This is a genomic window from Mycobacterium sp. NBC_00419 (genome assembly GCF_036023875.1).
GTDB lineage: Bacteria > Actinomycetota > Actinomycetes > Mycobacteriales > Mycobacteriaceae > Mycobacterium.
This window is the reverse complement of record NZ_CP107931.1, coordinates 1-26,518: the sequence shown is the minus strand read 5'-3', so window position 1 is coordinate 26,518 and position 26,518 is coordinate 1. Positions and strand designations below refer to the sequence as shown.

Below are 26,518 nucleotides of genomic sequence, written 5' to 3'. Positions count from 1 at the left end.
GTCACCCGATGGGTCGCCAGGCGCCCAGAACGGCCTCCCGGTACCAACCTGACCGGTTACGGATCTGGACCCCGGGGACGTTCTGGGCGTTGACGCGGCTGTCGATGATGTGTTGGTCGTCGATGTAGATCACGACATGGGAAGCCGCGCTTGGGTTTCCGTTGGGATGCAGAAAGATCAGGTCTCCGAGCTGGAACGGTCCTTCGCCGGGGATACGGCTGCCCATCGGGCCTGCGCTGCCGGCGAACTGCTTGCGGACGTCACCACCGAACTTGATGCCCAAGCCGTAGTTGTACACCCAGGCGGTGAAATTCGAGCAGTCCAGCCCACGCCCGGCATCCCATGCGGTGGTGCCGGATGAAGCGTCGCTGTCCGGATTCTCTTCGGCGTCACCGGAATACGTCGACGTCGGTGGGTCCCAGCCCGGAATGTGGTGGTGGCGGTATTGCAGACCCAGCGGGTTGTCGGGGGTGTTGATGTAGCGCATCGCGACCGCGAGTACCCGCTCCTGCTTCCAGGTGGTGGGGTCACAGCCGGAGTCCTGGGGGATGACCGGCGGCGGCAAGGTGTTGGCCGCGGGTCCCCATCCACTGTTCTTGTAGCGCCCGTCGGCCGTGGTGGTGTACCACTGGTCGGCAGCCACGGGGGACTGCGGCAGCTGGTCGCGCCCGGCGAAGTCAGATGTCAGCGAATCCCAGCTGCACGAAAACGGATAGCCACCTGCACCTGGTTCGGCGTTGCCGAGCCCGGAGCCACCAACGGCCAGGGCCGCCGATGCCAACAACAGGGTCAGCAGCATCACCAGGAGTGAGCGCGTTCGAGAGATCACCACAGCCTCATCATTTTCAGCGGTGCAATCCCGCGATCCTAGGCGGGCGCGGTTGCCGGCCGGTGCGGAATCGTCTGAGGCGGGGGAGCCGCGGGCAACGCTTCACAGCCGTTCGACCATCCCCGAGAGCGGTCTTTTCTCCGGTGAGATAGATCACTTGACAACGGCGGAATCCCAGCTCAGGCATCGGACTTGTAGCAGGCAGTGCCACCTCTGAACAGAAGCGATGGCAGAGCAGACCCAAGGACGGGGACATCTGATGAAGGCATCATTGCTGACCGGCACAGCCAAGGCCGCGCAGGCCGCCATCTTCACCGCTCTGGCCACGGCCGCGGTTGTCGCCGGGCCCGCGGCCACTGCCAACGCCGCCGACGACTCGTGCGCCGCTGTCGAGGTGGTCTTCGCCCGCGGAACGTTCGAGGCTCCCGGGGTTGGTGCCACCGGCCAGTCCTTCGTCGACGCGCTGAGCGCACGGTTGCCGGGACGAACGGTCCAGGCGTACGGGGTGAACTACCCGGCGTCGCTGAACTTCGGGCAGGCCGTCGACGGCGTCGCCGACGCCACCAACAAGATCCAGGCGATCAGCACCGAATGCCCGTCGACCAAGATCGTGCTGGGCGGCTACTCCCAGGGGGCCGCGGTCGCCGGATACACGACGGCGAGCACTGTGCCGGCCGGATACGCACTGCCGGCCGGCATCTCCGGCCCGATGCCGGCGTCGGTCGCCTCGCACGTTGCCGCCGTGGCCCTGTTCGGCACGCCGGACGACTGGTTCCTCGGGCTGGCTGACCGCAGTGCGCCGCCGATCAGCATCGGTGACCTGTACGCCGGCAAGACGATCCAGCTGTGCGCTGCGGGTGATCCGGTGTGCTACCCGGGCGGTCTGGACCGCTCAGCGCACAGCGCTTACAAGAGCAACGGAATGACCGATCAGGCGGCCGACTTCGTGGCGGGCAAGCTCGGCGGCCCGGTCGCGGCGGCACCCGTGGTGCAGACAGCCGCTGAGGTGGACCCCGGCAACTGACCACACACGGCCGGAAGGCGTCACCCCGGGCTGGCAGTCCACGGCTCGCGGGCGAAGACCTCCTCGACCATCGGGCGGAAGAATTCCAGCGGCCGGTGCTCGAAATCGGCGTCGAAGCAGTTCTGGTCGTAGTTTTCGCAGAACTCGACGCAATCGTCGAACCAGGCGTGGCCGCGGTACCTGTCTCGGGCATCCCGGACACCACCCATATGAGGGGCGTAGTAATACTGCTGAAACTCGGGATGCACCTTGACGATCCACGCGATGCGTTCGGAAACGTAGGGGGCGATGACGGCCGATGCGAAGGCACCGTGAGCGTGGGGCGCGTAGGTGTCGCCGATGTCGTGCAGGAGCGCGGCGACGACGTACTCGACGGGTCGCCCGTCGTCGAAGGCGCGGGTTGCCGACTGTAGCGAGTGCTCCAACCGGGTGATCGGATAGGCCTGCTGGCCGTCGGCGAGGGCTTCGACCAGGGCCAGGACTCGATCGACGAGCCCGGCATTGTTCGCCGCTTCCGCGGCGTCGATGAGCGCGTAGTCTTCCGCAGTGCCCTCGGCCATCGTGCGGTAGGTAGCCCGGGTTGGCGTGCTCATGGCCCCCTCCTCTCGACACGTGTTCGGCTCAACGCTAGCCGCGCTGTGTTGCGGCAGCGTATCCGAACTCAACGGCCGGTCATGGCGCCCGCGGCGGTCGCTTTGCCATGATGGATGACATGAGCACAGAGCCCGGCACGCCACGCGCGCCGGTTCTGCTGTATGACGGCGTCTGCGGCGTCTGCAACAGCGCCGTGCGCACCGTGTTGCGGTTCGACCGTCGCGGCACGTTGCAGTTCGCCGCGCTCGACAGCGATTTCGCTCGCGCGGTGCTTGCTCGCCACCCGCAGGCAATGGGGGTGGACTCGGCGGTCTTCGTCCGCAACGTGGGCCAGGCCAACGAGACGGTGGAAGTACGCGCCGCAGCCCTGTTGCGGCTGGCCGACTATCTCGGTGGCTACTGGAAGCTCACGCTGGCCGCGTACGCGATACCGCCCCGGATCCGCGACTGGCTCTACGACCGCTTCGCCACGTTCCGCTACCGCATCGGCGGTCAATACGACACCTGTCCGGTGCCCTCGCCTGAGGTGCGCAGCCGCTTTCTCGATGAGCTCTAGGGCCTTACGGCCGAAGGGAATCACTGGTGGGCCAACGGCGGGTCAGTTCCTGTGGCGTCCAGGCCGGCCACGCAGGCGAGCCGACGAGGAAACCCCCGTGCAGCTGGGCCACGATTTGGGGGCCTTTCCGAGTGCTGTTGTCGTAGAACGTCGCTTGGTCGGCGCGGGCCGCTGCCTGGGTGACCAGGTCCCACAACCGTTGATACCGTTCCCGAATCTTGTCTTCGGGCACGGCGTGTCCTCCTGCGGCCACACGGTGCCGAACACGCTGCACCGCAAGCTCTTCGGGCACCAATACCGCGTGGAGCACGACGGTGTAGCCGGCCGAGTGGGCCGCCCCGAGCAGTTCAAGCTTGGAGGGATGCGAAAAGACCGTCTCGGCGAGGAACGACTCGCCGGTCTCGATCAGCTTGTCGCGGGTCGCCGCGGCGAGGCGGGCGGCGTCGTAGGCATGGGCGACCGGATCAGCCGGCCAGCGTCGTGTGGCGATCTCGTCGGCGTTGACGAACACACTGCCCGGTAGCAGCGGCGCGAGGGTCAACTCCACGAACGTCGATTTACCGGCGCCGTTGGATCCGACAATGAGGTCGAGACGTTTCATCGCGCGGCGTCAACAGTGCACTGCAGCGCCGACATCACGCCTTGTGGAGCAACGAGGTGCTGCCGTCGTGGTGGTACTGCACGATCTGACCGTTCTCGTCCAGGGCGACGGTGGTGACACCGCGGGCGGCCAGCACCGCTCCGTAGTCAGTGGTGGCCAAACTCTCCTCGATCGCGGCGGAGATCTCGGCGTTGAAGACCACTGCCTCTTCGGTGCCGAGCTCACGCAACGCGAGCTCGCCCGCCAAGGCAGCCTCGACCTTGCGGCGCGCTGCGCTGTGCTGGCCTGATACCGCCCGGCCGATCCGAGCCCAGTGATCAAGCTGTTGCTTGGCCGAGCGGCTCTGCCGAGCGCCCTCATCCGCGGCGCTCTCCATCAGATCCACGGCGACCCGGGTCACCCGGTCAGCGGCCTGCGCCATGACACACCTCCGATGTAGCAAACTGATACGAGCGTAGCAGATTGCTACATCGCCGTTGGGGTGGCGGTTTACGCTTACTCGCCGTCGGAATAGTCCGCGCTGATCCAACGATCCGGTCGCACCGTGAAGAGCACGCTCGCCACATCACCCATTCCTGCTACAAACGCCCGGCCGGCTTCAGCACCGAGGTAGCGAATCGCGATGGCTTCGCGCACGTCCAGCGGCGCCGGTGTCGTGGCATCCACGACGGTGCCCTCCACAACGACGTACTGGTATGGAGGGTCCTCGCGTTGGACAACCAGCGTGACCACACCGGCCTCTTCGATGAGCCGAGCCTTGCGCGACGATGCACCGGTGTTGATCCGGATGTGACCGTCGGCCGTGTAGTCGTACCAGATTGGAACGCTGGCGGGCGGGCGCCCGTTGTCGGCCGCCACCGACAACACACCGACATGCTTGTCGCCGAGAAACTGCTGCCGTTCCTGGTCTGTGAAAGCTCTCATGGACCAGGGCAACGCAGGTAGCCCCGCCTGCTATTCCGGCTCACCGCGATCGAAGCGCGGCGCCTGGTCAGCGGTGTTCGCTCGCGAGGGCGGGGGGAGAGTGCATCCGGCCACCTGTTGGACGCTTGATCGCATGACGGAAGACGCGTATATAGTTAATTCATTCACCGGATCTGCGCGCGGAATCCCGTTGTCCTATCACGACGATTACGAGCGGCGCGACGGCGAATGGTTGATCGCGCGGCGTCAGCTGTTGTTCTGGTACCGCGATTCCGACACCTTGCCAGCAGGGCTCAACCGAGATACCAACTACCGAGTATTCGCCAAGTGGCCGACCCTGCCCGAGGCATGGCCGTCGTGGACTCGGTTCTGGGCTGAACCGGACGTGTCGAGAACCGAACATCCCAGCATCACGCGTTCGTGACGTTGGACCCTAACCGGGAAGCATCACGGCGCCGGCAGCACCTCATCAAATAAGCCAAGCGCATTCACGTGTGACATGGTTGTCGGCGGGACGGCTCTCTCCGCTGCGGTTTCCACCCCGGTCGGGGGACTGACGCGATGAGTCTCTTCGTGTAGTCGTCGCTGGGTGTCCGTAGTACGTCGTCGATCGGGCCTCGCTCGACGATCTCGCCACGGTGCATGACGATCACGTCATCGGCGATGTGCCGGGCGACGGCCAAGTCGTGGGTGATGAAGAGAAATGCCGTGCCCGAGTCACGGCGGATCTGCGCGAGCAGGTTGAGGATCTGCGCCTGAATGGACACGTCGAGTGCGGCGACCGCTTCGTCGAGAATCAACAGCTGCGGATCGGCCGCAAGCGCGCGGGCGATCGCGACGCGCTGACGCTGACCGCCTGAAAGGGCGCGCGGCGACGCGTCAGCTTGGCGCGTGCCCAGGCCGACTTGGTCGAGCAGTTCCTCGATTCGCGCGGCGACGCCGTGATCGCCGAGCTCCGAGTCGTGTATGTCGAGAATCTCTCGCAGCGAGTCGCGCGCGCTCTGGCGCCTGTCGAGCGATCCATACGGGTCCTGGAACACGATCTGTATTTGCCGAGCCCACCGGCGACGCAGCGCCGTCGACACCCGACCATCGGGTCGGTCGACGCCCTCGACGGTGATGGTGCCCGCGCTCGGGCGCTCCAGCCCCGCGATCATCCGGGCGACGGTCGTCTTACCGGAGCCGGACTCGCCCACGATGGCCAGCGAACCACCCGCCGGCACCGAGAACGATGCGCCGGCAACCGCGACGTGGTGCCCGAACGCCTTGCGTAGCCCGTCGACGGCAAGCAGAGTCTCAGGCACGGGGCGCGCCTTCAAGCACAGTTCCGTCGGCGATCTGTTCGGCGAAATGGCATGCCGCCACGCCATTGTGAACGGGTTTGAGATCGGGTCGCTCCGAGCGGCAGAGGGGCTGGCAGTACGGACAGCGGTCCGCGAAGCTGCAGCCGTCGGGTGCCTCGTAGCCGGCCAGCGGCCTGCCGGGAATCGCTGCGAGCGTTCCCCGTTCAACGTCGACGTCGAGGCTCGGGCGGGCACCCAGGAGTGCGCGGGTGTAGGGATGCGCACCGTCGCTGTGGAGTCTGTCGGAAGCTCGTTCCTCGACCAGCCGCCCGGCGTACATCACCGCCGTTCGATCGCAGACGGCGGCAGCCAATTCCAGGTCGTGGGTGATGAAGACCATGCTCATCTGCCGGTCGCGGCGTAGCTCGTCGATGATGGCCATCACCTCTTCCTGGGTGGTCACGTCCAGCGCCGTCGTCGGCTCGTCGGCGAGCAGTAGTTGCGGCTCCACGATGAGCGCCGCGGCGATCATCACCCGCTGCAAGAGACCCCCGGAGAATTCGTAGGAGTACTGGCGTAGCCGCCGCTCGGCGTCGGCGATGTGCACGGTGCGCAGAGCATCCGCGGCGCGCCGCTCGGCTTCCTTGCGTCCGACCTTGCGGTTGGCGACGAGGACCTCGCACAGGAAGTCGCCGATCGGGCGAACGGGGTTGATGTGCGCTCGCGGGTCCTGGAACACCATTGCCACCCGCATCGAGCGCCACTCGCGTAAGGACTTGGCGCCCATGTCGGGAACCGATGTGCCGTCGAAGCGAACGTCCCCCTGCGTGGATGCGCCCTTGGGAAGAAGTCGCATGATCGCTCGGGCGGTCATCGATTTGCCCGAACCTGATTCGCCCACCAGGCCGAGCGCCTCGCCGGCTCCCACGGAGAACGACACCCCGTTGACGACCGTCTGAGGACGGCCGTCGATCGGGAGTGTGACGCTCAACGCGTCGACCTCGAGCAAGGGCCTAGTCATCGAGGTCATCGAGCCCCCTTCGAGAGGAGCTGCTGCGAGACACGTTCGCCGATGACGTTGAAGGCCACCACCGCAAGCACGATGGTCAGCGCGGCATAGAGCGACTGAGCGGGATGACCATCGACGATCGATGGCTTGCCGTTGGCGACCATGAGTCCCCATTCCGGGCTGGGCGGCTGGAGGCCGAGTCCGAGGAAGGAGACCGCCGCGATGTCGAGCATTGCGTAGCCGAAGCCGACGACGATTTGGGTGACGATGAGCGGACCAAGGTTGGGCACGACGTGACGCAGGCAGATCTTCCACGGCGACTGGCCCTGCACGACGAGTGCCTCGATGTAGGGGAGGTTGCGTTCGCGCAGCGCGGCTGGGCGCAGGATGCGCGCGATGTAGGGAACGTTGGCTATCGACAGGGCGATCACCGGCGCGACGAGGCCGCTGCCGAAGACGGCCGCGGCGACGATCGCGAGGATCAGTCCAGGGAAGCCGAACAACAAGTCTAGAAAGCGCGCCACGATCGCATCCCACCAGCCGCCGAACCATGCGGCGGACACGGCCAGCAGCGTGCCGACCGCTCCGGCCAGCAGCATCACCACCGCTGGGGCGGCAAGGCTCGGGCGCGCTCCACAGATCAATCGGGACAACAGGTCGCGGCCGGTGTCGTCGGTTCCGAGCAGATGGGCGGGCGAGGGAGCGGCGAAGAGGTTGAGTTGGTCGAGCTCGGTCGGGTCGTGCGGTGCGACGAGCGGCCCGAAGATGGCGAGCAGGATGAACAGCACACCGATGACCGCCGCCGCGGCGAACGCAAGGTTGGCGGAGCCCAGCCGTCCGGTGACACGTCGGACACGGGTGGAACCGGCGAGGACGATGGCGCTCATCAGGTGCGTCCCTGCACAGCTTGGCGGGGGTCAAGCGCGACGTTGACGACGTCGACCACGGTGTTGACCACCACGAAGGCGGCGACCATCATCAGCGAGAGAATCTGAACCACGGCGAGGTCCTGCTTGGCGGCGCTGTCGACGAGCAACGAGCCGATCCCGTCGATGCCGAATGCCTCCTCGGCCACCGCGGTCCCCGCAAACAGACCTGCGATCATCAGCCCCGACACTGCCAGGATTGGTGGTGAGGCGTTACGCAGTACGTGGCGTCGGACGATCCACCGATTGGGCAACCCACGACTGCGGGCGGCGTCGACGTGCTCGGAGCCGAGCTCACCACGCACCGATACCTGCGTCACCCGCGCCACCCACGCGATGTAGGCCAAGGCCAGTGAGATCGCGGGCAGTGTCAGGTGCCAGAGCTTGTCGCCGAGCCCCTCTCCGGCACCAAACACTGGGAACCAGGAGAGCTGGGTCGAGAAGATGGCGATGAGGAACACCGCGACGACGAAGGTCGGGAAGGCCATGGCCACCGAGCTGCCAACGGTCACCGCCGTCTCGACCCGACCGCCGCGCAAACCGGCGAGCGTGCCGCCACCGATGCCGAAGATCACGATCAGCACGCCTGCGAACAGCACCAGTAGCAGTGTGTTCGGGATCCGCCCCAGCAGCAGATGCGAAACGTCGTCCCGGTAGGCCATCGAGCGCCCCATGTCACCGCGCAGGATCTGCGTTGCCCACCGCCCGTACTGGGAGAAGAACGGGTCGTCCAAGTGGTATTCCTGGTGAATCCGCGCGACGACTTCCGGGTTGGGCTTGCCGCCGCCGACGAGCAGAGTCGCAGGGTCGCCAGGGGAGATGAACAGCAGCCCGTAGATCACCACGCTCGCGACGACGAGGGTCAGGGCCAGCGCCACGATCCGTCTGAGGACGAAGCGGACGATCGTCAACCTACGATGCCCCGATCATCGCCGCCCACGGCATGTTGATGTAGGCGAATGAAGCCGGCGCACCGGTGATCCTCTTGTTCATGAACAGGCGCTCGTACGGCGTGCCGATCGGAACGCGCTGCTTTTGTGCCTCCCAGATCGACTGTGCGTCGACGTATGCCTGTGCCGAGGCCGCCGGATCGGTCGCCTCACGCGCCTTCGCGATGTCGGCGTCCACCTGGGGGTTGTCGAAGCCGGTCCAGTTGAACAGCGCATCCTTGGGGAACAGCAGGATCGCGTACGACAGTGGGTCAGGAACCTCGACGTAGCCCGCGCTGAGCACGAGGTCGACGTCCTTGCGCTTGGAGGCGTCGTAGAACAAGCTGGAGAACTCGGTCGCAGGCATCTGCTTGAGGTCGAAATTGAGTCCGATCGACTTCGCGGATGCCTGGACGAACGTGGCGATCTGCAACTGCGACTGATCGCCGGCGGGCAGTGCCAAGGTCATGGTCTTGGTTGGCGCTCCGACCTTCGCGACGAGCGCCTTGGCGCCTTCGATGTCGGGCCTGGAGTTGTCCGGTAGGGCGTCGTAGGCCTTCTGGAAGACGGCCGCGCCCGGGCCCTTGCCGAAGGAGGAGGGTGGGATGACCGCCCGGTTGGCCGTTCCTGCGCCGTGCCATACGTTCTTGACGATTGCCGCGCGGTCGATCGCCTTATCCAGTGCCTGCGCGAGCTCCGTCTTGGCCATCGGTGTTTCCGGGTTCGCGGGGCTCAGGTTGAAGACCTGGGTGCTGGGGCCGAGGTACAGCTTGCCCGCGTCGGTCTTCTGGAGCGTGTCGAAGCTCGTCGAGGGCGCCTCGTAGGTGCCGTCGATCTCGCCGGACAACAGCGCGCTGGTCAGGGTCGAAGTGTCTTCGAGGAACTTGAAGTTGACCGTCTTGACCATCGGCTGGAGCTTGGAATCCCAGTATTCGTCGCGCGCCTGGAGGGTGATGCTCGAGCCGGCATTCCAACTGGCCACCTTGTATGGACCAGTGCAGATCGGCGGGTGGCTCGCGGTGCCGTAGCTGGCGCCGGCGGCGGTCGCATCGGCCACGTCGACGATGTCGCCGAACTCCGTCGACATGCCCTCGGCGAAGAGGATGTCCGGCTTACTCATCGTCACTGTCACCTCGAGCGGGCCGGTTGCTTCGATCGACTTCACCGACGTGAAGAAGTCACCGTTGATCGGCTCCGTCGCCGGGTCCATGTTGCGCTTCAGGCTGCCGGCGACGTCGTCGGCCGTCATGGTCTTGCCGTTGGAGAACTTCACGCCGGGACGAAGCTTGTAGACGATGCTGGTCGGCGTCTGCGTCCAGCTCTCGGCGAGGCCGGGAGATGTGCTGTAGTCGGCGTTCATCCGCAGCAGGGGCTCGCAGACGTTCATCAGCACGGTGTTGGGTGAGTAGTCGCCGGTCTTGACAGGGTCGAGTGTCGTGGGCTCGCCGGTGGAGAGCGCCCAGTTGATCGAGTCGACGGGGCCCTTGCCCGGCGGCGTCGTGGCCGATGCATCCGTGGGCGGTTCCATCGCCTTGGTGTTCTCACCTGAGTTTCCGTTGCCGCCGCAACCTGCCACGAAGATTGCCGCGGCGGTGACGGTGAGCAAGGCAGTCGTCTTACGAAGCATCGTTACGTTCCTCCGGTAGTGCGGTTACGGCCAGCGGTAGTGCGGTTACGGTCAGGCGTGCCGGCCAGTCGGCCGAGACGTGCAGCGTCTGCTGGGATGCTCGTGGCTCGACAACCGTCCACCGGTTCTCGTCGGTGCCGGAGTTCGGGACGAACAGCGGGAAATCGCTTGACGAAATGTGAATGCGGAGAGCGTGATTCGGGCGAAGTCGGTAGCCGGTGTGGCCGAGGTTGACGTGCGCCCGAGAAATAGATCGGGCGTCGTCGAGATGAACCTGCCCGCGCACGATCATGTGCGCACTGCCGTCCGGGGCGACGTCGAGGAGCTTGACGAACACGTCGGCGGTCGGAGCCGTGCTCGACACGCGAGCTTCGACCTCGACCGGACCAGCGAGGTCGAGTGGTTCGGTGAGTCGCTGGCTAGTGAATGTCAGCACGTCCCCGCGGTCGCCCGTCGCACTTTCATCTGGATAGTCGAAAAGGAAGGCGAAGGAGTTCTTGACTGCCGACGGAATCAGGTTGTCCGGATCGAAGCCCCACTGGACCTCTCCTGCCTCGCCCGCGCCGGCATCCACCAGGTGGCCGCCCGGGGTTGCACCGGCCGCGCTGCTCAACCCGGAGAGATCAAAGCTTCGCTTGGTTGCCTCGGGGGGCGGCCACTGCGACGACGTCTGCCAACCCACGTGGCCGAGTTCCCAACGGACCTTCGGGAGAGTGTCCGGTGACTTGAGTCCCCGCACGAAGACGTCGAGGAAGTCCAGTGCGTGCGACGTGTAGAGGTCGAGCATCCGCTCCAACGCCTCGTCGTTGACGCCGTGATCGTCTTCTTTTGTTATCGGTGCCAGGTCGAGGATGTAGTTCTCGTGATCGAAGCAGCCGGCCTCGACGTATTGCACTGCCGCCCACTGGGGAAGTGATTCCAACTCCATCACGTCGCGCATCTGCGGGATCATCAGATTGTCGAACCAGCCGACGGTCTGTAGGACGGGGATGGGTTTGGCATCGCGTGGATGCTTGAGGTCGAACGGTCCCTTCTTGTCCACCCGGACTGGGGTCTGCGAGTCGAACGACGAGGATCGGGCGCCGATGGCCTCGAATGCCTCCTCGAACGCTTCGGTCAAGGGGCGGGTGTCGTAGTTCGGGTCGTATTCGTAGGCCTCGTGGTCGATCCAGTGAGTTGCGAGGTAGTAGGCGCCCTCCATCCACGGCACGGGTTGACCGAAGCCGCCAAGGCCACCACGATTCACTGTGGTCAACTCGTAGGTCGTCACCCGCGGGACGATCGCCTTGAGCGCTGGGTGGGCGGAGACCACGGCGGCCCACTGCGTGAAGCCGTAGTAGGAGTCGCCGAACATGCCGACCGCGCCGTCGCTCCAGTCTTGGGCCACTATCCAGTCAATGGTGTCGTACCCGTCCTCGACCTCGTGGTCGAATGGCTCCGTCAGGCCTTGCGACCGAAACTTTCCACGCACGTCCTGCACGACCATCGCATAGCCGCGGTCGGTGAATCGCCGAGCGATCTTGTCGAAGAACACGTACCGACTGTTCTTGTCGTACGGCAGGCGGACGAGCACCGTCGGTGCGTGGGAGACGCCGGACGGCAGGTACACGTCCGTCGCGAGGACTGTGCCGTCTCTCATGGGAACCGCGTGCTCCGTCGCGCTGTCGCCGACAGGTTCGGCGACGGTACGGACGATCTGCAATTCACTCACGCGAACGTCTCCTCCTTGACCCCTAATGGCGACACCGACGAGCCGAGCGCTCGGATGAGGACGTTGTCTCCGTCACGGTAAGACAACACTGTTGTACAACACTGTTGTCTCGTCAAGCGGAAGGGCTAAGGTCGCACTATGCCGCCCGAAATCGATACGAGCGCACGTCTCACGGAGATCGCCCAAGCCACCCTCGATGTGGCCCGCGAGGAGGGGCCGCGCTCCGTCACGATCCGAGCCGTGGCCGCCCGCATGGGTCGGTCGACGACGGTCATAACGAAGTACGTCCCCAGTCGATCCGCGCTGCTGGTCAACGCGGTATCGCATGTTCGTGCCAGGTGGGACGCCGCGGTGGCGGAGGTGCTCGACCGGAAGTCTGGCGTGGATCGTCTTCGCGCGCTTATGGATTGGACTCTGGATACGGAGGACTATGACGACGCGATCCGCCGGCTGTGGCACGAGATCCTCGCCAAGGAGGAACCCGCCAGCGACCAATGGGAGGCGCTGGTCGACGAGGCCCACGATGACCATGCATCGATCGCCAGGACGATCGAAGAGTCCGAGGTCGATGCGCCTCCATGGCTGGCCGACGTTCTCTTCCTAGTGTCGCGCGGGTTCTTCGTCTCGACAGTCAAGGATCCAGAGGGGTGGACTGGCGACCGAGCGCGCGTTGCCGTCAACGCAATGCTCAACGACGTCATCTCCCCGAGCGCTGCCAAGTCCACACGTTCGAAGAACCAAGCGAACGCGACCGAAGGCCCGGCCTAGGGCCCCGGCACGGGAGCAAGCGACTCTCGGCGACCGTTCACACGACACTGCTGAGGATCGCGATAACCAGCCCGGCGAGGGTCAGCATCCCGACCATCGCCGTGGCGGCGATCGCCCGGCGTCGTCGTTGCGGGCGAACGTCGTAGATCGCCATCGCGATGCCGGCGAGGATCAACGCTGAATAGGCCGCCAGCCCCACCGTCAGCGCCGCCGTTGAGGCGCCACTGGCCAGGGTCACGGTGTGCACGTCGTGAGCCTAACGGCGCGCTAAGACGTTCACTTCAATGGTTCGGGGGTGAAGGTGACGTCGACACCGCCCACGGTCATCGTCACCTGACTTTCCATCACCATTACCTGCGCCGAGACCCGTCGATCGACAGTTTGGGCCAGTTGCTGCACCGGTGCGTGTGGTATCTGCACCACCGACAGGTTCCGCAGCCCCGCCACTTTGGGTCCCACGGTGCGCCACCAGGTGGCCACGCCGGTGGCGAACGGGAATAGGAGCACCTGGTCGGCCTGACTGGCCGCCTTGCCCAAGGCTCGTTCATCGGGCTGGCCGACATTGATCCACTCCAGGATCCGGCCCGTGTAGTCCGCGAGCCGCAAGTCCGGTACGCCAGGGGTGGACAGGCCCGCCCCGAACGCCAGATCACCGTCGACGTCGCTGAGCCGGTGTGCGCGCAGCCCGAATGCCAACAACCGCAACACCATTCGCTCATCGGTTTCACTGGGATGACGGGCCACGGTCAGCGTGTGATCGGCGTAGTAACCGTGATCGACATCGGAGATGCCAAGTTCGACTTTGAACACTGTTGCAGAAAGGGCCACGTCATAGTGTCCACCCTGGGGCTGTTCCGCGGGGCATCAGGTACTAGAGCTGCCCCAAGGGCCGGCAGGCATTGGACAACGGGTTCCAGTAGTCGCCGGGCGCACAGTTGTCCGCCGGACGCGGCGTCTGGCAGGTGTTGGTGATCGGATCCCAGAACTGTCCGTTGGGGCAGTTGAGGGGGTCCGCCGAACCGATCCCGGCTCCGAGCAGCGATACGGCGGCGATGGGAGCGGCGGCAAGAACGGCGACGGTCGAACGGGCAAAGAGATTTCGCATACGTAGATCTTGCCCGATGTCATGACTCCACAAACGCCGTCGGTACGGAACGCAGACTGCCCGGAATCGGCGTTACATGGAACATGGCGGCATGGCGGTGGGGGACCGGGTCGGCGAGTCCCGACGACGGAGCCTTATGGCCGACGGCGGGTGTCACCAGCCCTCAGTGAGGACACGGTCGAGCATGTCGGCATAGTGATTGGCGCCGTCCATGTCGATGCACAATGGCGGCTTGGTCTTCAGGATGTTCTTGCGTTCACCGGTCGGCTGTATCACGACACCGAGTTCGAGCATCCGGTCACAGATGGCCAAGGTCTCCTCGGGTGCGGCTTCCAGCGTGTCGCGGTCGCGGACCATCTCCACGCCAATGTAGAGACCAGAGCCGTGCACGGTTCCGATCAACCGGTGGCGGGTGGCCAGTTCCCGGAGCCTCGAGATCAGATGCGTCCCTACGGTCATCGCATTGTCTTGCAGACGTTCCTCGTGGAGCGTGTCGAGTACCGCCAGGCCGACAGCGCTCGACAGCGGGCTGCCACCGGTGGACGAGAAGAAGTAGCCTTCGGCGTGGAAACGCTCTGCGATGGCCCGGCTGGTGATGACCGCGCCGACGGGATGACCGTTGCCCGTCGCTTTGGCAATCGTCACGATGTCGGGCACTACGCCTTGTTGCTCGAAACCCCAAAACCATTGGCCCAGACGACCGTAGGCAACCTGGACTTCGTCGGCGATCGCCAACCCGCCGGCGGCCCGAACCGCGGCGTATACCGCGTCCAGGTAGCCATCGGGGAGGGCCATTCCACCGGCGTTGCCGTAGACGGTTTCGGCGAGGAATGCCGCCGGAGCGCGCCCACCGTGCGCGAGCTCGGTGATGACGTCGACTGCCTCGGTGGCATACTTCCAAGCCTCGGCGCCGCGATATTTGCCGCGGAAGCTGTTCGGGGATTCCACCGTGTGCACCCAGTCCGGCCGGGTGGTCAGGGCATTCGGGTTGTCCGCAGTGGAGGTCGACACCGCATCGGTGGCGTACGTCCAGCCATGATAGGCCTCGCCAACGGCGACGACATCACGAGAACCAGTGGCTGCCATGGCAAGTCGGATCGCGAGGTCGACGGACTCAGAACCTGAGTTCACCAGGAACACGGTGTCCAGAGGATCGGGGAGCAGTGCCGTGAGGCGTTCGCAGAACTCGACCACCACCGCGTAGTTGAATCGTGAGTTGGTGTTGAGCCGGTTGAGTTGTCGGGTCGCGGCGTCGGCAACGGCGGGGTGTGCATGGCCCAGCACGGTGACGTTGTTGACCATATCCAGGTAGCTGCGCCCCCGTGTGGACAGCATGTGATGCCGCCAGCCGCGCTCGATTTGGGGAGGGCGCGTGTAGTAGTGCTCCTGGACGTCGGCGAACGTTGCCGCCCGTCGTTCCAGCAGGTCTTGCTGTGCCGAACGGCGATGAGGCAGCCCGAGCAGCGGGGCGGGATCTGATGTGAGCGCCAGCCAGCCTGGTGCGTACTCCGGCCGAACCGTCTCCGGCGCTACGGGCGCCCCGCTCGGGTGTACGGCTAGGTGGATCCGCTGTCCGGCAGGCATTGTCGCCAGCGGGTCCCCCTGGACCACTCGTTCGATCGCCGGATTGAACGTTGCGCCGGTCAACCGCAACTCATGAGAACCGTTACGCAATATGAGTTCGTCGTCGTCAACGGTTACCTCGCCGTCCCACGGCGCAGTCAGTTGAGTGGCATCGGCCGACCAGACATCAATGCCCGTGGTGATCGTGGCGCTGCTCTGCGCCGCTAGCGGCTGACTGTGATCTAGACGCGCAGCACCGTAGGCGGTGACGACAGCTCGCGCGCCTGACGCCAATGCCTCGCCTGCCAGCCGCGTCGTCAGGTCGGGGTTGAGCCAGGCGCCTCGGTCCACGGAGTCCGAATCAACTGAAAGATCAAGGGTTGCAATGCCTGCCGGCTCAATCTCAAAGATCGGCCGGGGCATGTCCGGGCCGCGGCGGGGGACTGCGACGTCAAGCCGGTCGCGAATCAGGGCAGACATGACCGCCGTCGGAACGGACAGCGCCTGATCGAGAAGGGCGCGTTCCCGCTGCACCGTGGTGGCCGCATACTCGTTGCCCGGGTCGATGGCGACCTGTTGCAGATCGCTGATCAGCAATACCGCGGTCCTGGCGACGACCATCGGCCACAGCGCATCGATCTCCTCGCCGCTGAGCGGCCGGATGGCATGAAATGCTGAAATCACCGACAGCGTGGCAGCCGGTTCGACACCTGGATGATGCAGGGTGGAGGCGACGGTAGCGGCGAGTTCGGCGACCGCCCAGGTATGGGTCAAGTCACCGAAGTCCAAGACCCCGTCCGGGTGCCGCCTGCCGTCGAGTCCCCACGAGCCCACCGTATTGGTGTCGGCAATGTCGAGGTGCACGGCCTGACGGGGCAGGTGAGCGTCGAGACGTTGCAGTGCGTCGACCGCGGCGGCCGTTGCGGTCGTGATCTTGGCGGCCTCGAACGAGTCGGGTAGGTACCCCGCAAGGAAGTCGACGACACGGCCTGCAAAACGCGGATCCCACTGCAGCACGCGCCGCAGCCCGGGATGCTCGAATGAGAGCAGCGCTCGGCTGACGCGGCCCGCAACGTCACCCATTTCGGCAAGGACCGTCGGTGCGAGGTAGCCGGACTCCGCCAGGGTGCCGCCGGGCAGGAAGGTCAGCAGCCGTGCTGAGCCCTGACCACCGGGCAGTGTTGAGAACTGTCGGCCCTGGCGGTCGGGAATGGCACGGGAGAGTCGCAGTGCTGGCTCGCGTTCGGCGACCCAATCCGTCGCTGCTACCTGGGCGTCGATCTCAGCGTCACCGAAAGCCGGATTGGCCACCTTCAACACCCCGACCACCGCTCCACTGGCATTGGTCATCAAGAAATTGGCGTCTTGCTGACTGCCTAAAGTGGCGGCTGTGGCGTCGATTCCGTAGTTTTCGGCGACGAATTGGGCGGCGTCGCGCTCAGTGACCAGTGGCGCTGGCAGTTCGGGGTGGGCGAAGAAGTCGAAGCCCGTGGTTGAGGAGGTCACCGCGGTGTCCTTTCTGGGGGAGTCGTGATGTCGGTCTGGATGGCCCGCTTGTCAGACGTCGCCGCGAACGACGAGTCGGTCGTGCTTGGTACTCACCCTCGCGAGATAGAGCCGCCCGTATCCGCTCCAATTGGTGACCAATTCTACAATCACCCGGCACCGGGGCGACTTTACGGGTTCCTCCCACGAAGCGCCACTCCCAATGGCGGACGATCGGCGTGGTACACAATGGATCGAATGCTGACGGATCGAGAGGGGTAGCGGCCGTGGTATCCATGCCCGGTGAGCACGCCGAAGTGCATGCGCTCTTGCCGTCCCGAAGCACAACGGGCGAGCAGGTCGCCGATCTCGTTCGCGAGGAGATTCTGTCCGGCGAGATTGTCCGCGGTGCGTCGCTGCGCGAAGAAGTGATCTCCGAGCGCTACCAGGTGTCCCGCCGCACCGTGCGGGACGCCCTGCGGGTGCTCGAATCAGAGGGCCTCGTGCGCCATCAGCGACACAAGGGTTCGACGGTGGTCGATTTCAGCGCCGAGGACATCACCGACATGTACCGCTCTCGAGAAGTACTGGAAGTCGGCGCGGCCAAACGCTGGTGCACTTCGGATCAGCCCAGTGGCGGACAACGCTTCGACCAACTCACGACGGCGATCGACCAGCTGGAGCGCGCCTCACGCGGCACCGACTTCCGCGCAATCGTTCAGTCCGACCTCGACTTCCACGCCGCCATCATCGGGCTGCTCGACAGCCCTCGAATCGACCGCTTCTTCAAGGCCGTCGAAGCCGAGATGCTCTATGCCCTCGCCATTCTCGAGGCAAGTTCGGGGGAGTACAAGACCGGCGCCGCGCAGGCATTTGGCGAGCACCGCGCGATCTACGACGCGCTCGAACAGCGCAACGAGCGCCTTTCTACGCGACTGATTTCTGAGCACCTGAATGTCAACCGCGACATCCTGATCCAAATCGTCGCTAGCTGATTGGCGTCGGACGCGATGTCCGGAGAAGGTCCATGGCGTCGGCGTTCGGCCGGCAACACCGTCGTTGGCCAGGTGACGCGGGGTCGGCCATTGCCAAAAGCGCAACCTCTCCACTACCTTGTAGCATTGGTGAACAATGATGCAATAGGGGAATGGGTTTGGCAGAGCGGACACCCGATCGGCGAATGGGATTGGCGACATACGACATCGCCGCCGCCGTCGACCACCAGTACGGGCTGAGCAGCGCTAGATTGCGCCGACTCGGTGGCGAGTACGACCAAACCTTCGCCCTCACAACCGATGGCGGGTTGCGTGCGGTCGTCAAGGTCTATCGCGCCAACGAAGTGGGCAGCGTGCGTTGGCAACACCAACTGCTGGATCGCCTCGCTGGACTACTTCCCGTTCCGGCAGTGCTGCGTGGAAGCGACGGCGCCGACGTGGCACTCCTCGACGATGAGCTGTGCTTAAGCGTGTACTCCTGGATCGACGGCTCACTGTTGTCTGATCTGCCAGAGCACCCCAGTGAACTGCTGATCGACTGGGGGCGCACGGCGGGAAACATCGTGGCCGGTCTGGCCGGCGTGCAGGAAAACCCGCAGGCGGCCAAGACCCACGGGTGGGACCTGCTAGCTGCACCGGAAACGATTGGGACGCTTCTGCCCCTGATCGGCGATCCGGCGCAGCGCGAGGTGGCGCTGGCCGCTGTCGAGGTGTTCGCCACGGTGGTCGCGCGTCACATCGCCGACCTACCCAAAGGCGTTGTGCACCAAGACCTCAACGATTTCAATGTGTTCGGGGATCGGGCGCGAGGACGCATCACCGGCGTCATCGACTTCGCCGATTCCCTCTATACCGCTCGAGTATGCGAACCGGCGATCGCCGGCGCCTACGCGATGCTCCGAAAAACCGACCCAATCAGCGCCCTTGCCGATGTCGCAGCGGGGTTCGACCAGGTGGTTCGACTCACTGACACCGAAATTTCACTGCTCTATCCCTTGGCGATGATTCGCCTGGTCTGCAATGCGACGATCTGGACCGCGCGCCGCGGAGGCCCGGCTGACGAATACGGTACGGCGCGTTCCCGGCACACCTGGCAGGCCCTGGCCGCGTTGCGACCGATCCATCTTGACGAGGCCGAGACCCGGTTGCGCGCGACCCTGAACCGTTAGTCCCTCGAATGCAAAGAAGCACACCATGACTGTCCTGCAGAAGTCGGAGTCGAAGTGAATTCCCAGCCCATGCACATGGCCAACGCCTACGACGGCACGGGCGCAGCGGGATTGGATCCCGACAGCCGGGCACTCAACGAACGCCGCGAGGCCGTACTGGCACCGACTTACCGGCTGTTCTACCGCGAACCCGTCGCGCTGGAACGCGCCGCCGGAGTGTGGCTCTACGACACCGCGGGGCAGCGTTACCTCGACGCCTACAACAACGTCCCGGTGATCGGCCACAGCCATCCCCACGTGCAGCGGCTCGTCAACGATCAGCTGGGCGTGCTGAACACCCACACTCGCTACCTCACCGAATCGGTGGTGCGATATTCGGAGCGCCTGGTGGCGCTTTTCCCGCCCGCCCTGTCCAAGGTCGCCTACACCTGCACGGGCAGCGAAGCCGTCGACCTTGCCCTGCGCACCGCCCGCTATCAGACTGGCGCGCAGGGGATCATCTGCACCTCACACGCCTACCACGGCGTCACCACAGCGGCAGCGGAGATCTCACCGAGTCTGGGGCCAAACAACCCGATACCACCGCACGTGGTCCTCGTCGACGCACCCGACTTCTATCGCGAAGAGCCACGCGAGGCGGGCGAGGCCTTCGTCGAACAGGTCCGCGCGGCCATCGCCACCCTGAACCAACGCGGGGTTGGCCTGGCCGGCATGATTGTCGACTCCGTGTTGTCCAGTGACGGTGTGCAGTGCGACCCCGCCACCTTCCTGCGCCCAGCCGCGGAGCTGGTGCATGACGCCGGGGGGCTGTGGATCGCCGACGAGGTGCAGGCCGGTTTCGGGCGGCTGGGTACCGGCTGGTGGGGATTCGAGCGGCACGGGCTCCAACCCGACCTGGTGGTGCTCGGAAAGCCGATGGGCAACGGCATCCCGATCGCCGCGATGGTGGGACGCGAAGAGGTGATGGCCAAGTTTGGCCGAGACATGCGCTATTTCAACACCTTTGGGGGAAACCCCGTCAGCATCGCCGCAGCGACCGCCGTCCTGGACGTCATCGAGGAGGATCGGCTGATCGACAACGCGCGCGATTCCGGGGCCTACCTGATCGCTGGATTGCGGGAGTTGGCGCAGCGCCATCGAGTGCTGGGCCACGTCAGGGGGACCGGATTGTTCGTCGCCGTCGAAATCGTCGTCGACGACGAACGCAAGACTCCCGACGCCGCGGCAGCCGCCGCGATCGTCAACGAACTGCGGCAACGGCGCGTGCTGATCAGCGCGTCCGGCAAAGGGCAGAACGTTCTGAAGATCCGTCCGCCGCTGCCGTTCACCGCAGCGCACGCCGATGTACTCCTCGCCGAGCTCGACGCGACCCTCTAACACCATTCACTTCGTAGATAGGACCAATTCGTGACCAGTGCACCGTTTCAAGTCGTCAATCCCGCTACGGGGGAGACGAATCCGCCGCAGGACTTCTTCGACGCGGGGCAGGTGGAGGCGGCTCTGCAGGGGGCCTGCGACGCGCAGCGCTCGTGGTCGGCGCGGGTGGTAGACGACCGGGTGGAGGTGTTGCGAGGTGTGGCACGCTACCACCGCGAGCACCTCGAGCAGATGGCGACGCTTGCGGTGCGCGAAATGGGCAAGCCACTGGTCCAAGCGCGCGCAGAGGTCGAGTTCAGCGCCGACATCTACGACTACTACGCCGATCACGCGGCCCAATTCCTCGCCGACTCGCCGATCGCGCTGAGTGGCGGGCAGGGGAGTGCGGCGATCCGCAAACGACCGATCGGGGTCGTCCTGGGGATCATGCCGTGGAACTTCCCCTACTACCAGGTGGCCCGTTTCGCGGCGCCGAGCTTGGCCGTGGGCAACACGGTGCTGCTCAAACCTGCTCCGCAGTGCCCGGACTCGGCTGCGGCGATCACCGAGGCGTTCGCCGCAGCCGGCGCTCCGACCGGGGTTTACACCACCGTGCTGTTCGATGAAGCGACCATTGCGACCGTCATCGGCGACAGCCGGATCGCCGGCGTCAGCTTCACCGGCTCCGAGCGAGCCGGCGCCATGGTGGGCCAGCTGGCCGGGGCCAACATCAAGAAGGTGGTGCTCGAGCTCGGCGGGTCCGACCCCTTCCTCGTCCTCGACGTCGCCGACCTCGACGCGGCGGTGAACGCCGCGGTCGAGGCTCGGCTGGACAACGGCGGGCAGTCGTGCAACGGGGCGAAGCGCTTCGTCATCCTCGACCGCCACTACGACGAGTTCGTGGCGCGTTTCACCGAGAAGCTCGCCGCGGTGTCCCCGGGCGACCCGATGGATGAGGCGACCGTGCTGGGACCGCTGTCCTCGGTGGCGGCGGCGACCCGGTTGGAAGCCCAGGTGCGCCGTGCTACCGAGGCCGGGGCGACCGTCCTGCTCGAAAGCACCCGCGACGGAGCCTTTTACGGCTGTGGGGTGCTGGCCGATGTGACACCGGACAACCCCGTCTATGCCGAAGAGCTGTTCGGTCCCGTCGCGGTCGTGTACCGCGCGGGCAGCGAGCACGACGCGGTGCGCATCGCCAACGACACCCCCTTCGGGCTGGGGTCCTACGTCTTCACCGACGACTCGGATCAAGCCGCCCGCGTCGCCGACGCTCTGCAGACGGGCATGGTGTACGTGAACGGGGTGGGACTGGACGCCGCTGAACTGCCATTCGGCGGCGTCAAGCGATCGGGTGTCGGTAGGGAATTGGGTGCACTGGGCATCGAGGAGTTCGTCAACAAGCAGCTCCTGCGGTCGGTCGACGCCCGCTGAATCATGAAATCGCGTGCCCCAAGCCGACGTGGCAGCACTGGGCATGGCATTAGCGACTACCACCCTTGAAAACGCTACTGACGGGGAGTTCTGATCGCGCTGACGGAACGGGGTTTTGCCCTGCGGTGACAGATCGGCTCCGCGCCACGTGGTGATAAACCGTATAGGTTGCGAGACTACGGTCACCTGCTATATTGGTCACCAATTCAGCAAAGGAACGAATGACGATGACCTTCGTGAACGGCGCCGTATGGCGTGGTGGGCTACCCGACGCGGATCGACTCGACCTGGGCCGCGGATACCTTGGTCCCGCATTCGCCGACAGGTATGCCCATCTGATTCTGGCTGGGGGCGTGCTCGTCGCGGCGCTGAGCTTGGTTGGCGCCGCCGGGTCGCAGTGCTCGCCGCCCCGCGGCATGAAGGAGGACGGGCCCTGACCGATACCGGCGCCACCGCCACCGAACAGACCACCGGAGCACCCGGATCCAAGCGAGCCGACGGCAGACCCGTGATCGAGATCGATCACGTCGTCAAACGGTTCGACGACTATGTCGCCGTGGACGACGCTGATTTCTCCATCGGGGCTGGCGAGTTCTTCTCGATGCTGGGGCCGTCGGGCTGTGGCAAGACCACCACGTTGCGCATGATCGCGGGCTTCGAGACCCCGACCGAGGGCGCGATCCGCCTGGAAGGCGTCGACGTCTCGCGGACGCCACCGAACAAGCGCAACGTCAACACCGTTTTCCAGCACTATGCGTTGTTCCCGCACATGAGCGTGTGGGACAACGTCGCCTACGGGCCGCGCAGCCAGAAGAAGGACAAGGCCACCGTCAAGAAGAGCGTCGATGAGTTGCTCGAGGTGGTGCGCCTGACCGACTTCGCCCAGCGCAAACCCTCGCAGCTCTCCGGTGGCCAGCAGCAGCGGGTCGCGCTGGCCAGGGCGCTGGTGAACTATCCGAGCGCGTTGCTGCTCGACGAGCCCCTCGGCGCGCTGGACCTCAAACTGCGCCACGTCATGCAGTTCGAACTCAAGCGCATCCAGCGCGAGGTCGGCATCACGTTCGTCTACGTGACGCACGACCAAGAGGAAGCGCTCACCATGAGCGACCGCATCGCGGTCATGAACCAGGGCAAGGTCGAACAGATCGGCACCCCCACCGAGATCTACGACCGGCCCGCGACGGTGTTCGTCGCCGGATTCATCGGGCAGGCCAACCTCTGGCACGGTCGCCAGACCGGCCGCGCCAACCGCGACTACATCGACGTGGAGGTGCTCGGGGCCACACTCAAGGCACGTCCCGGTGACACTGCCATCGAGTTCGGCGGCCAGGCGACGCTGATGGTGCGTCCCGAACGGGTCCGGGTGTCCATGGACCGGCCCACCGGTGACATCGCCGCGGTCCCGGCCAAGGTCGTCGACCTCACCTTCCAAGGACCGGTGCTGCGGCTGGCGCTCGTGGCTGCGGACGGCTCGCCGGTCCTGGCCCACGTCGGGCCCGAGCAGAACCTGCCGATGTTGCGGCCCGGCGACGACGTCTACGTCTGCTGGTCACCCGATGCCTCGCTGGTGCTACCGGCGGCCGACATCCCGACCACCGAAGACCTCGAAGAGATGCTCGACAACACGTAAACCCTTTCAACAGACCCGATCCCGCGCGCTTCGTCCCTCGACCAGCTCCCCACGAAAGGCATTACGGCACATGGCCACAGAGATTGACCCCCGGCTCATCGCCCAGCTCGCATCTCGCCGCCGGTTCATCGGGGGTGGCGCCGCCGCGGCGGCAGCTCTGGTCTTGGGCCCGTCCTTCCTCGCCGCGTGTAGCAAGTCGGACAACTCCTCGGGTGCGGCCAGCGGTCCCGCCACCCCGTCCGACGACGGCTCGCCGGCCACCGGCAAGCTGCGGATTTCGAACTGGCCGCTGTACATGGCCGACGGGTTTGTCGCCGCGTTCCAGACGGCGACCGGCCTCACGGTGGACTACAAGGAAGACTTCAACGACAACGAGGAGTGGTTCGCCAAGAACAAGGAGCCGCTGTCGCGCAAGCAGGACATCGGCGCCGACCTCGTGGTCCCGACGCAGTTCATGGCCGCCCGGCTCAACGGCCTTGGCTGGCTCAACCCGATCAGCGAGAGCCGCTGGACCAACAAGAAGAACATGCGTCCCGATCTGCTCAACGCCGAGGCCGATCCAGGCCGCAAGTTCAGTGCGCCGTACATGTCCGGTATGACGGCGCTGGCCTACAACCGCGCCGCCACGGGTCGCGACATCACCAAGATCGACGACCTGTGGGATCCCGCGTTCAAGGGCAAGATCAGCCTGTTCTCCGACACCCAGGACGGCCTGGGCATGATCATGCTGTCGCAAGGCGCCTCGGTGGAAAACCCGACCATCGAGGGCGTTCAGAAGGCCGTCGACCTGATCAAGGAGCAGAAAGACAAGGGCCAGATCCGCCGGTTCACTGGCGACGACTACGCCAACGACCTGGCGGCGGGCAATGTCGTGATCGCCCAAGCCTATTCGGGTGACGTGGTTCAGCTGCAGAAGGACAACCCGGACCTGAAGTTCGTGGTGCCCGAGACCGGCGGCACCACGTTCGTCGACACACAGGTGATCCCCTACACGACGCAGAACCAGAAGGCCGCCGAGGAGTGGATCAACTACGTCTACGACCGGGCCAACTACGCCAAGCTCGTCGCTCACACCCAGTACATTCCCGTGCTGACGGACATGACCGATGAGCTCAACAAGATCGACCCGGCGCTGGGCTCCAACCCGTTGATCAACCCGCCGAAGGAAACCCTGGATAACCTGAAGACCTGGGCAGCTCTCACCGACGAGCAGATCTCGGAGTTCAACAAGGCCTACACCGCGGTCACCGGCGGCTGACGGCATGGCCGGTGTAGCCAGCAGCAACCGGCAGCGGAGCAAACTTGCTCCGTACTTGATGATCCTGCCCGCACTTGTGTATCTCGGGATCTTCTACGTCGTCCCGTTCGTTTCGTTGTTCCGCACCTCGCTGTCCACCATGGGCGGCTCGATCTACCTGCCCAAGCTCACCTTCGGCTGGGACTTCGCCAATTACGGTGAGGCGCTGAGCACGTACCGCGAGCAGATCCTGCGCTCCTTCGGTTACGCGCTGGCCGCCACGGTGCTGTGCATTCTGCTGGCCTTCCCGCTGGCCTACGTGATCGCCTTCAAGGCGGGCCGCTACAAGAACCTGCTGCTGGGCCTGGTGATCCTGCCGTTCTTCGTGACGTTCCTGATCCGCACCCTGGCCTGGAAGACCATCCTGGCCGACGACGGCTGGGTGGTCAGCGGGCTCAACGCGATCGGGCTGCTGCCGCCTGATGGGCGACTGCTCTCGACGAGTTGGGCGGTGATCGGCGGCCTGACCTACAACTGGGTCATCTTCATGATCCTGCCGCTCTACGTCAGCCTGGAAAAGATCGACCCCCGGCTGCTGGAGGCCTCCCGCGACCTGTACGGCACCAACCGCCGGATGTTCGGCAAAGTGATACTGCCGCTGGCCATGCCCGGCGTGCTGGCGGGCAGCATGCTGGTGTTCATCCCGTCGGTCGGTGACTTCATCAACGCCGACTACCTGGGCAGCACCCAGACGAAGATGATCGGCAACGTCATCCAACGCCAGTTCCTGGTGGTCAAGGACTATCCAGCCGCGGCCGCGCTGAGCTTCGTGCTGATGGCGCTGATCCTGGTCGGCGTGCTGCTCTACACGCGGGCCCTGGGTACGGAGGATCTCGTATGACCGAGGCTGGGGTGGCCATCGCCCAGACGATCGACCACGGTGGCCTGGCCAAGCCGGGCCGCAACTTCCGCGGCACGTTCAAGCTGGGCGATCTGGCGCTGCGCATCGTCGCCGGGCTGGTGTTGCTCTACCTGTTCCTGCCGATCCTGGTGATCATCGTCTTCTCGTTCAACAAGCCGGCAGGCAAGTTCAACTACACCTGGCAGGGCTTCACCTGGGACAACTGGGCCAACCCCTTCAAATACCCGGCCCTGACCGAGGCCCTCAAACTCAGCATCAACGTGGCCGCGGTGTCGACCCTGATCGCCTTGGTGTTCGGCACGCTGGTCGCCGTTGCCCTTGTGCGCCAACGGTTCCGGGGCAGCAAGGCGGTCGACACCTTCCTGGTGCTGCCGCTGACCTCACCCGAGGTGGTGATGGGCGCCTCGCTGCTGACGTTGTTTCTCGACATCGGCTGGGCCACCGGTTACACCACGATCGTCATCGCCCACATCGCCTTTCAGATCAGCTTCATCGCGATGACGGTGCGGGCCCGTATCCGCGGGTTCGACTGGACGCTCGAGGACGCATCGCTGGACCTGGGCGCCAACGCAACGCGGACATTCTTCAAAATCACCTTGCCGCTCATCGTGCCCGGCATCGTCGCGGCCGCAATGTTGTCCTTCGCGCTGTCGCTCGACGACTTCATCATCACCTACTTCGTCAGCGGCTCGACGGTGACCTACCCGCTGTACGTCAACGCGGCGGTGAAAGCGGCTGTACCGCCTCAGATCAACGTCCTGGCCACCGCCATCCTGGTGATCAGCCTGATCCTGCTCGGCATCGGCACGCTCTACCGGCGCAAACGCGGAGCCTGAGCCCCGGC

At 65.3% G+C, this 26,518-nt stretch carries 28 protein-coding genes; 13 read left to right on the top strand and 15 right to left on the bottom strand.

What is annotated here, in order from left to right:
* Position 1 precedes the first annotated feature (1 nt).
* A complete protein-coding gene (locus OG976_RS00140; protein ID WP_328356215.1) occupies positions 2-829 on the bottom strand; it encodes a C40 family peptidase in 828 nt (275 codons plus the stop codon).
* Between the two features lie 259 nt (positions 830-1,088).
* Between OG976_RS00140 and OG976_RS00135 the strand changes: the two genes are divergently transcribed.
* Positions 1,089-1,853 carry a cutinase family protein gene (locus OG976_RS00135; protein WP_328356212.1) on the top strand — a complete coding sequence of 255 codons (765 nt, stop codon included), beginning with the start codon at positions 1,089-1,091 and terminating at the stop codon, positions 1,851-1,853.
* A gap of 20 nt (positions 1,854-1,873) precedes the next feature.
* Here the strand turns inward: OG976_RS00135 and OG976_RS00130 are convergent, their stop codons facing one another.
* Complete coding sequence (locus tag OG976_RS00130; RefSeq protein WP_328356209.1) at positions 1,874-2,446, bottom strand: HD domain-containing protein; 573 nt, start codon at positions 2,444-2,446, stop codon at positions 1,874-1,876.
* A gap of 119 nt (positions 2,447-2,565) precedes the next feature.
* Between OG976_RS00130 and OG976_RS00125 the strand changes: the two genes are divergently transcribed.
* Positions 2,566-3,003, top strand: coding sequence for a thiol-disulfide oxidoreductase DCC family protein (locus OG976_RS00125; RefSeq protein WP_328356206.1), 438 nt, complete (start codon positions 2,566-2,568; stop codon positions 3,001-3,003).
* A 4-nt stretch (positions 3,004-3,007) separates the two neighbouring features.
* On the opposite strand, the gene OG976_RS00120 is transcribed toward OG976_RS00125, so the two are convergent.
* The 3 genes from OG976_RS00120 to OG976_RS00110 all read right to left on the bottom strand — a co-directional run bounded on the left by OG976_RS00120 (position 3,008) and on the right by OG976_RS00110 (position 4,528).
* On the bottom strand, positions 3,008-3,604 hold the full coding sequence (locus OG976_RS00120) for a zeta toxin family protein (protein WP_328356203.1): 597 nt from the start codon (positions 3,602-3,604) through the stop codon (positions 3,008-3,010).
* A gap of 34 nt (positions 3,605-3,638) precedes the next feature.
* The gene (locus OG976_RS00115) at positions 3,639-4,025 is read right to left on the bottom strand and encodes a TA system antitoxin ParD family protein (RefSeq protein ID WP_328356200.1); all 387 of its coding nucleotides are present in this window, start codon (positions 4,023-4,025) and stop codon (positions 3,639-3,641) included.
* A gap of 74 nt (positions 4,026-4,099) precedes the next feature.
* Complete coding sequence (locus OG976_RS00110) at positions 4,100-4,528, bottom strand: pyridoxamine 5'-phosphate oxidase family protein (protein WP_328356197.1); 429 nt, start codon at positions 4,526-4,528, stop codon at positions 4,100-4,102.
* A gap of 133 nt (positions 4,529-4,661) precedes the next feature.
* Between OG976_RS00110 and OG976_RS00105 the strand changes: the two genes are divergently transcribed.
* Positions 4,662-4,952, top strand: a complete 291-nt coding sequence (locus OG976_RS00105) for a hypothetical protein (protein ID WP_328356194.1) — start codon at positions 4,662-4,664, stop codon at positions 4,950-4,952.
* 64 nt (positions 4,953-5,016) lie between these two features.
* On the opposite strand, the gene OG976_RS00100 is transcribed toward OG976_RS00105, so the two are convergent.
* Genes OG976_RS00100 through OG976_RS00075 form a run of 6 tightly spaced genes read right to left on the bottom strand, consistent with a single transcriptional unit; the run spans position 5,017 to position 12,013 of the window.
* A complete protein-coding gene (locus tag OG976_RS00100; protein ID WP_328356191.1) occupies positions 5,017-5,832 on the bottom strand; it encodes an ABC transporter ATP-binding protein in 816 nt (271 codons plus the stop codon).
* The gene (locus OG976_RS00095) at positions 5,825-6,841 is read right to left on the bottom strand and encodes an ABC transporter ATP-binding protein (RefSeq protein ID WP_328356188.1); all 1,017 of its coding nucleotides are present in this window, start codon (positions 6,839-6,841) and stop codon (positions 5,825-5,827) included. The genes OG976_RS00100 and OG976_RS00095 overlap by 8 nt, the downstream gene beginning before the upstream one ends.
* Entirely contained in the window at positions 6,838-7,707 is an 870-nt protein-coding gene (locus OG976_RS00090; RefSeq protein WP_328356185.1) for an ABC transporter permease, read from the bottom strand. Before OG976_RS00090 ends, OG976_RS00095 begins: the two co-directional genes overlap by 4 nt.
* Entirely contained in the window at positions 7,707-8,657 is a 951-nt protein-coding gene (locus OG976_RS00085) for an ABC transporter permease (protein ID WP_328356181.1), read from the bottom strand. The genes OG976_RS00090 and OG976_RS00085 overlap by 1 nt, the downstream gene beginning before the upstream one ends.
* Position 8,658: 1 nt before the next feature.
* Positions 8,659-10,302: an ABC transporter substrate-binding protein gene (locus tag OG976_RS00080; protein ID WP_328356178.1), complete on the bottom strand. Its 1,644-nt coding sequence runs from the start codon at positions 10,300-10,302 to the stop codon at positions 8,659-8,661.
* The gene (locus OG976_RS00075) at positions 10,292-12,013 is read right to left on the bottom strand and encodes a CocE/NonD family hydrolase (protein ID WP_328356175.1); all 1,722 of its coding nucleotides are present in this window, start codon (positions 12,011-12,013) and stop codon (positions 10,292-10,294) included. The genes OG976_RS00080 and OG976_RS00075 overlap by 11 nt, the downstream gene beginning before the upstream one ends.
* 138 nt (positions 12,014-12,151) lie before the next feature.
* On the opposite strand from OG976_RS00075, the gene OG976_RS00070 reads away from it, so the two are divergent.
* Positions 12,152-12,781 carry a TetR/AcrR family transcriptional regulator gene (locus OG976_RS00070; protein ID WP_328356172.1) on the top strand — a complete coding sequence of 210 codons (630 nt, stop codon included), beginning with the start codon at positions 12,152-12,154 and terminating at the stop codon, positions 12,779-12,781.
* A gap of 37 nt (positions 12,782-12,818) precedes the next feature.
* On the opposite strand, the gene OG976_RS00065 is transcribed toward OG976_RS00070, so the two are convergent.
* The 4 genes from OG976_RS00065 to OG976_RS00050 all read right to left on the bottom strand — a co-directional run bounded on the left by OG976_RS00065 (position 12,819) and on the right by OG976_RS00050 (position 16,955).
* A complete protein-coding gene (locus tag OG976_RS00065) occupies positions 12,819-13,028 on the bottom strand; it encodes a hypothetical protein (protein WP_328356169.1) in 210 nt (69 codons plus the stop codon).
* Between the two features lie 29 nt (positions 13,029-13,057).
* Positions 13,058-13,609, bottom strand: coding sequence for a YaeQ family protein (locus tag OG976_RS00060; protein WP_328356166.1), 552 nt, complete (start codon positions 13,607-13,609; stop codon positions 13,058-13,060).
* Positions 13,610-13,652: 43 nt separating this feature from the next.
* Positions 13,653-13,886: a chitin binding peritrophin-A domain-containing protein gene (locus OG976_RS00055; RefSeq protein ID WP_328356163.1), complete on the bottom strand. Its 234-nt coding sequence runs from the start codon at positions 13,884-13,886 to the stop codon at positions 13,653-13,655.
* Between the two features lie 153 nt (positions 13,887-14,039).
* A complete protein-coding gene (locus OG976_RS00050; RefSeq protein WP_328356160.1) occupies positions 14,040-16,955 on the bottom strand; it encodes an aminotransferase in 2,916 nt (971 codons plus the stop codon).
* A gap of 275 nt (positions 16,956-17,230) precedes the next feature.
* Here OG976_RS00050 and OG976_RS00045 point away from each other — a divergent pair, with 275 nt between their 5' ends.
* From OG976_RS00045 to OG976_RS00005, 9 genes are all read left to right on the top strand, one after another.
* Complete coding sequence (locus OG976_RS00045; RefSeq protein ID WP_328356157.1) at positions 17,231-17,929, top strand: GntR family transcriptional regulator; 699 nt, start codon at positions 17,231-17,233, stop codon at positions 17,927-17,929.
* Between the two features lie 251 nt (positions 17,930-18,180).
* Positions 18,181-19,098 (top strand): phosphotransferase, encoded by a 918-nt coding sequence (locus OG976_RS00040; RefSeq protein ID WP_328356154.1) that lies wholly within the window; start codon positions 18,181-18,183, stop codon positions 19,096-19,098.
* Between the two features lie 69 nt (positions 19,099-19,167).
* Positions 19,168-20,475 carry an aspartate aminotransferase family protein gene (locus OG976_RS00035; RefSeq protein WP_328364048.1) on the top strand — a complete coding sequence of 436 codons (1,308 nt, stop codon included), beginning with the start codon at positions 19,168-19,170 and terminating at the stop codon, positions 20,473-20,475.
* 30 nt (positions 20,476-20,505) lie between these two features.
* A complete protein-coding gene (locus OG976_RS00030) occupies positions 20,506-21,885 on the top strand; it encodes an NAD-dependent succinate-semialdehyde dehydrogenase (RefSeq protein ID WP_328356151.1) in 1,380 nt (459 codons plus the stop codon).
* A 227-nt stretch (positions 21,886-22,112) separates the two neighbouring features.
* Positions 22,113-22,322, top strand: a complete 210-nt coding sequence (locus OG976_RS00025) for a hypothetical protein (protein ID WP_328356148.1) — start codon at positions 22,113-22,115, stop codon at positions 22,320-22,322.
* Positions 22,323-22,393: 71 nt separating this feature from the next.
* A complete protein-coding gene (locus OG976_RS00020; RefSeq protein WP_328356145.1) occupies positions 22,394-23,515 on the top strand; it encodes an ABC transporter ATP-binding protein in 1,122 nt (373 codons plus the stop codon).
* 70 nt (positions 23,516-23,585) lie between these two features.
* The gene (locus OG976_RS00015) at positions 23,586-24,773 is read left to right on the top strand and encodes a polyamine ABC transporter substrate-binding protein (RefSeq protein ID WP_328356142.1); all 1,188 of its coding nucleotides are present in this window, start codon (positions 23,586-23,588) and stop codon (positions 24,771-24,773) included.
* A 4-nt stretch (positions 24,774-24,777) separates the two neighbouring features.
* The gene (locus tag OG976_RS00010; protein WP_328356134.1) at positions 24,778-25,653 is read left to right on the top strand and encodes an ABC transporter permease; all 876 of its coding nucleotides are present in this window, start codon (positions 24,778-24,780) and stop codon (positions 25,651-25,653) included.
* Positions 25,650-26,510, top strand: coding sequence for an ABC transporter permease (locus OG976_RS00005; RefSeq protein ID WP_328356132.1), 861 nt, complete (start codon positions 25,650-25,652; stop codon positions 26,508-26,510). The genes OG976_RS00010 and OG976_RS00005 overlap by 4 nt, the downstream gene beginning before the upstream one ends.
* The last annotated feature ends 8 nt before the right edge of the window (positions 26,511-26,518 follow it).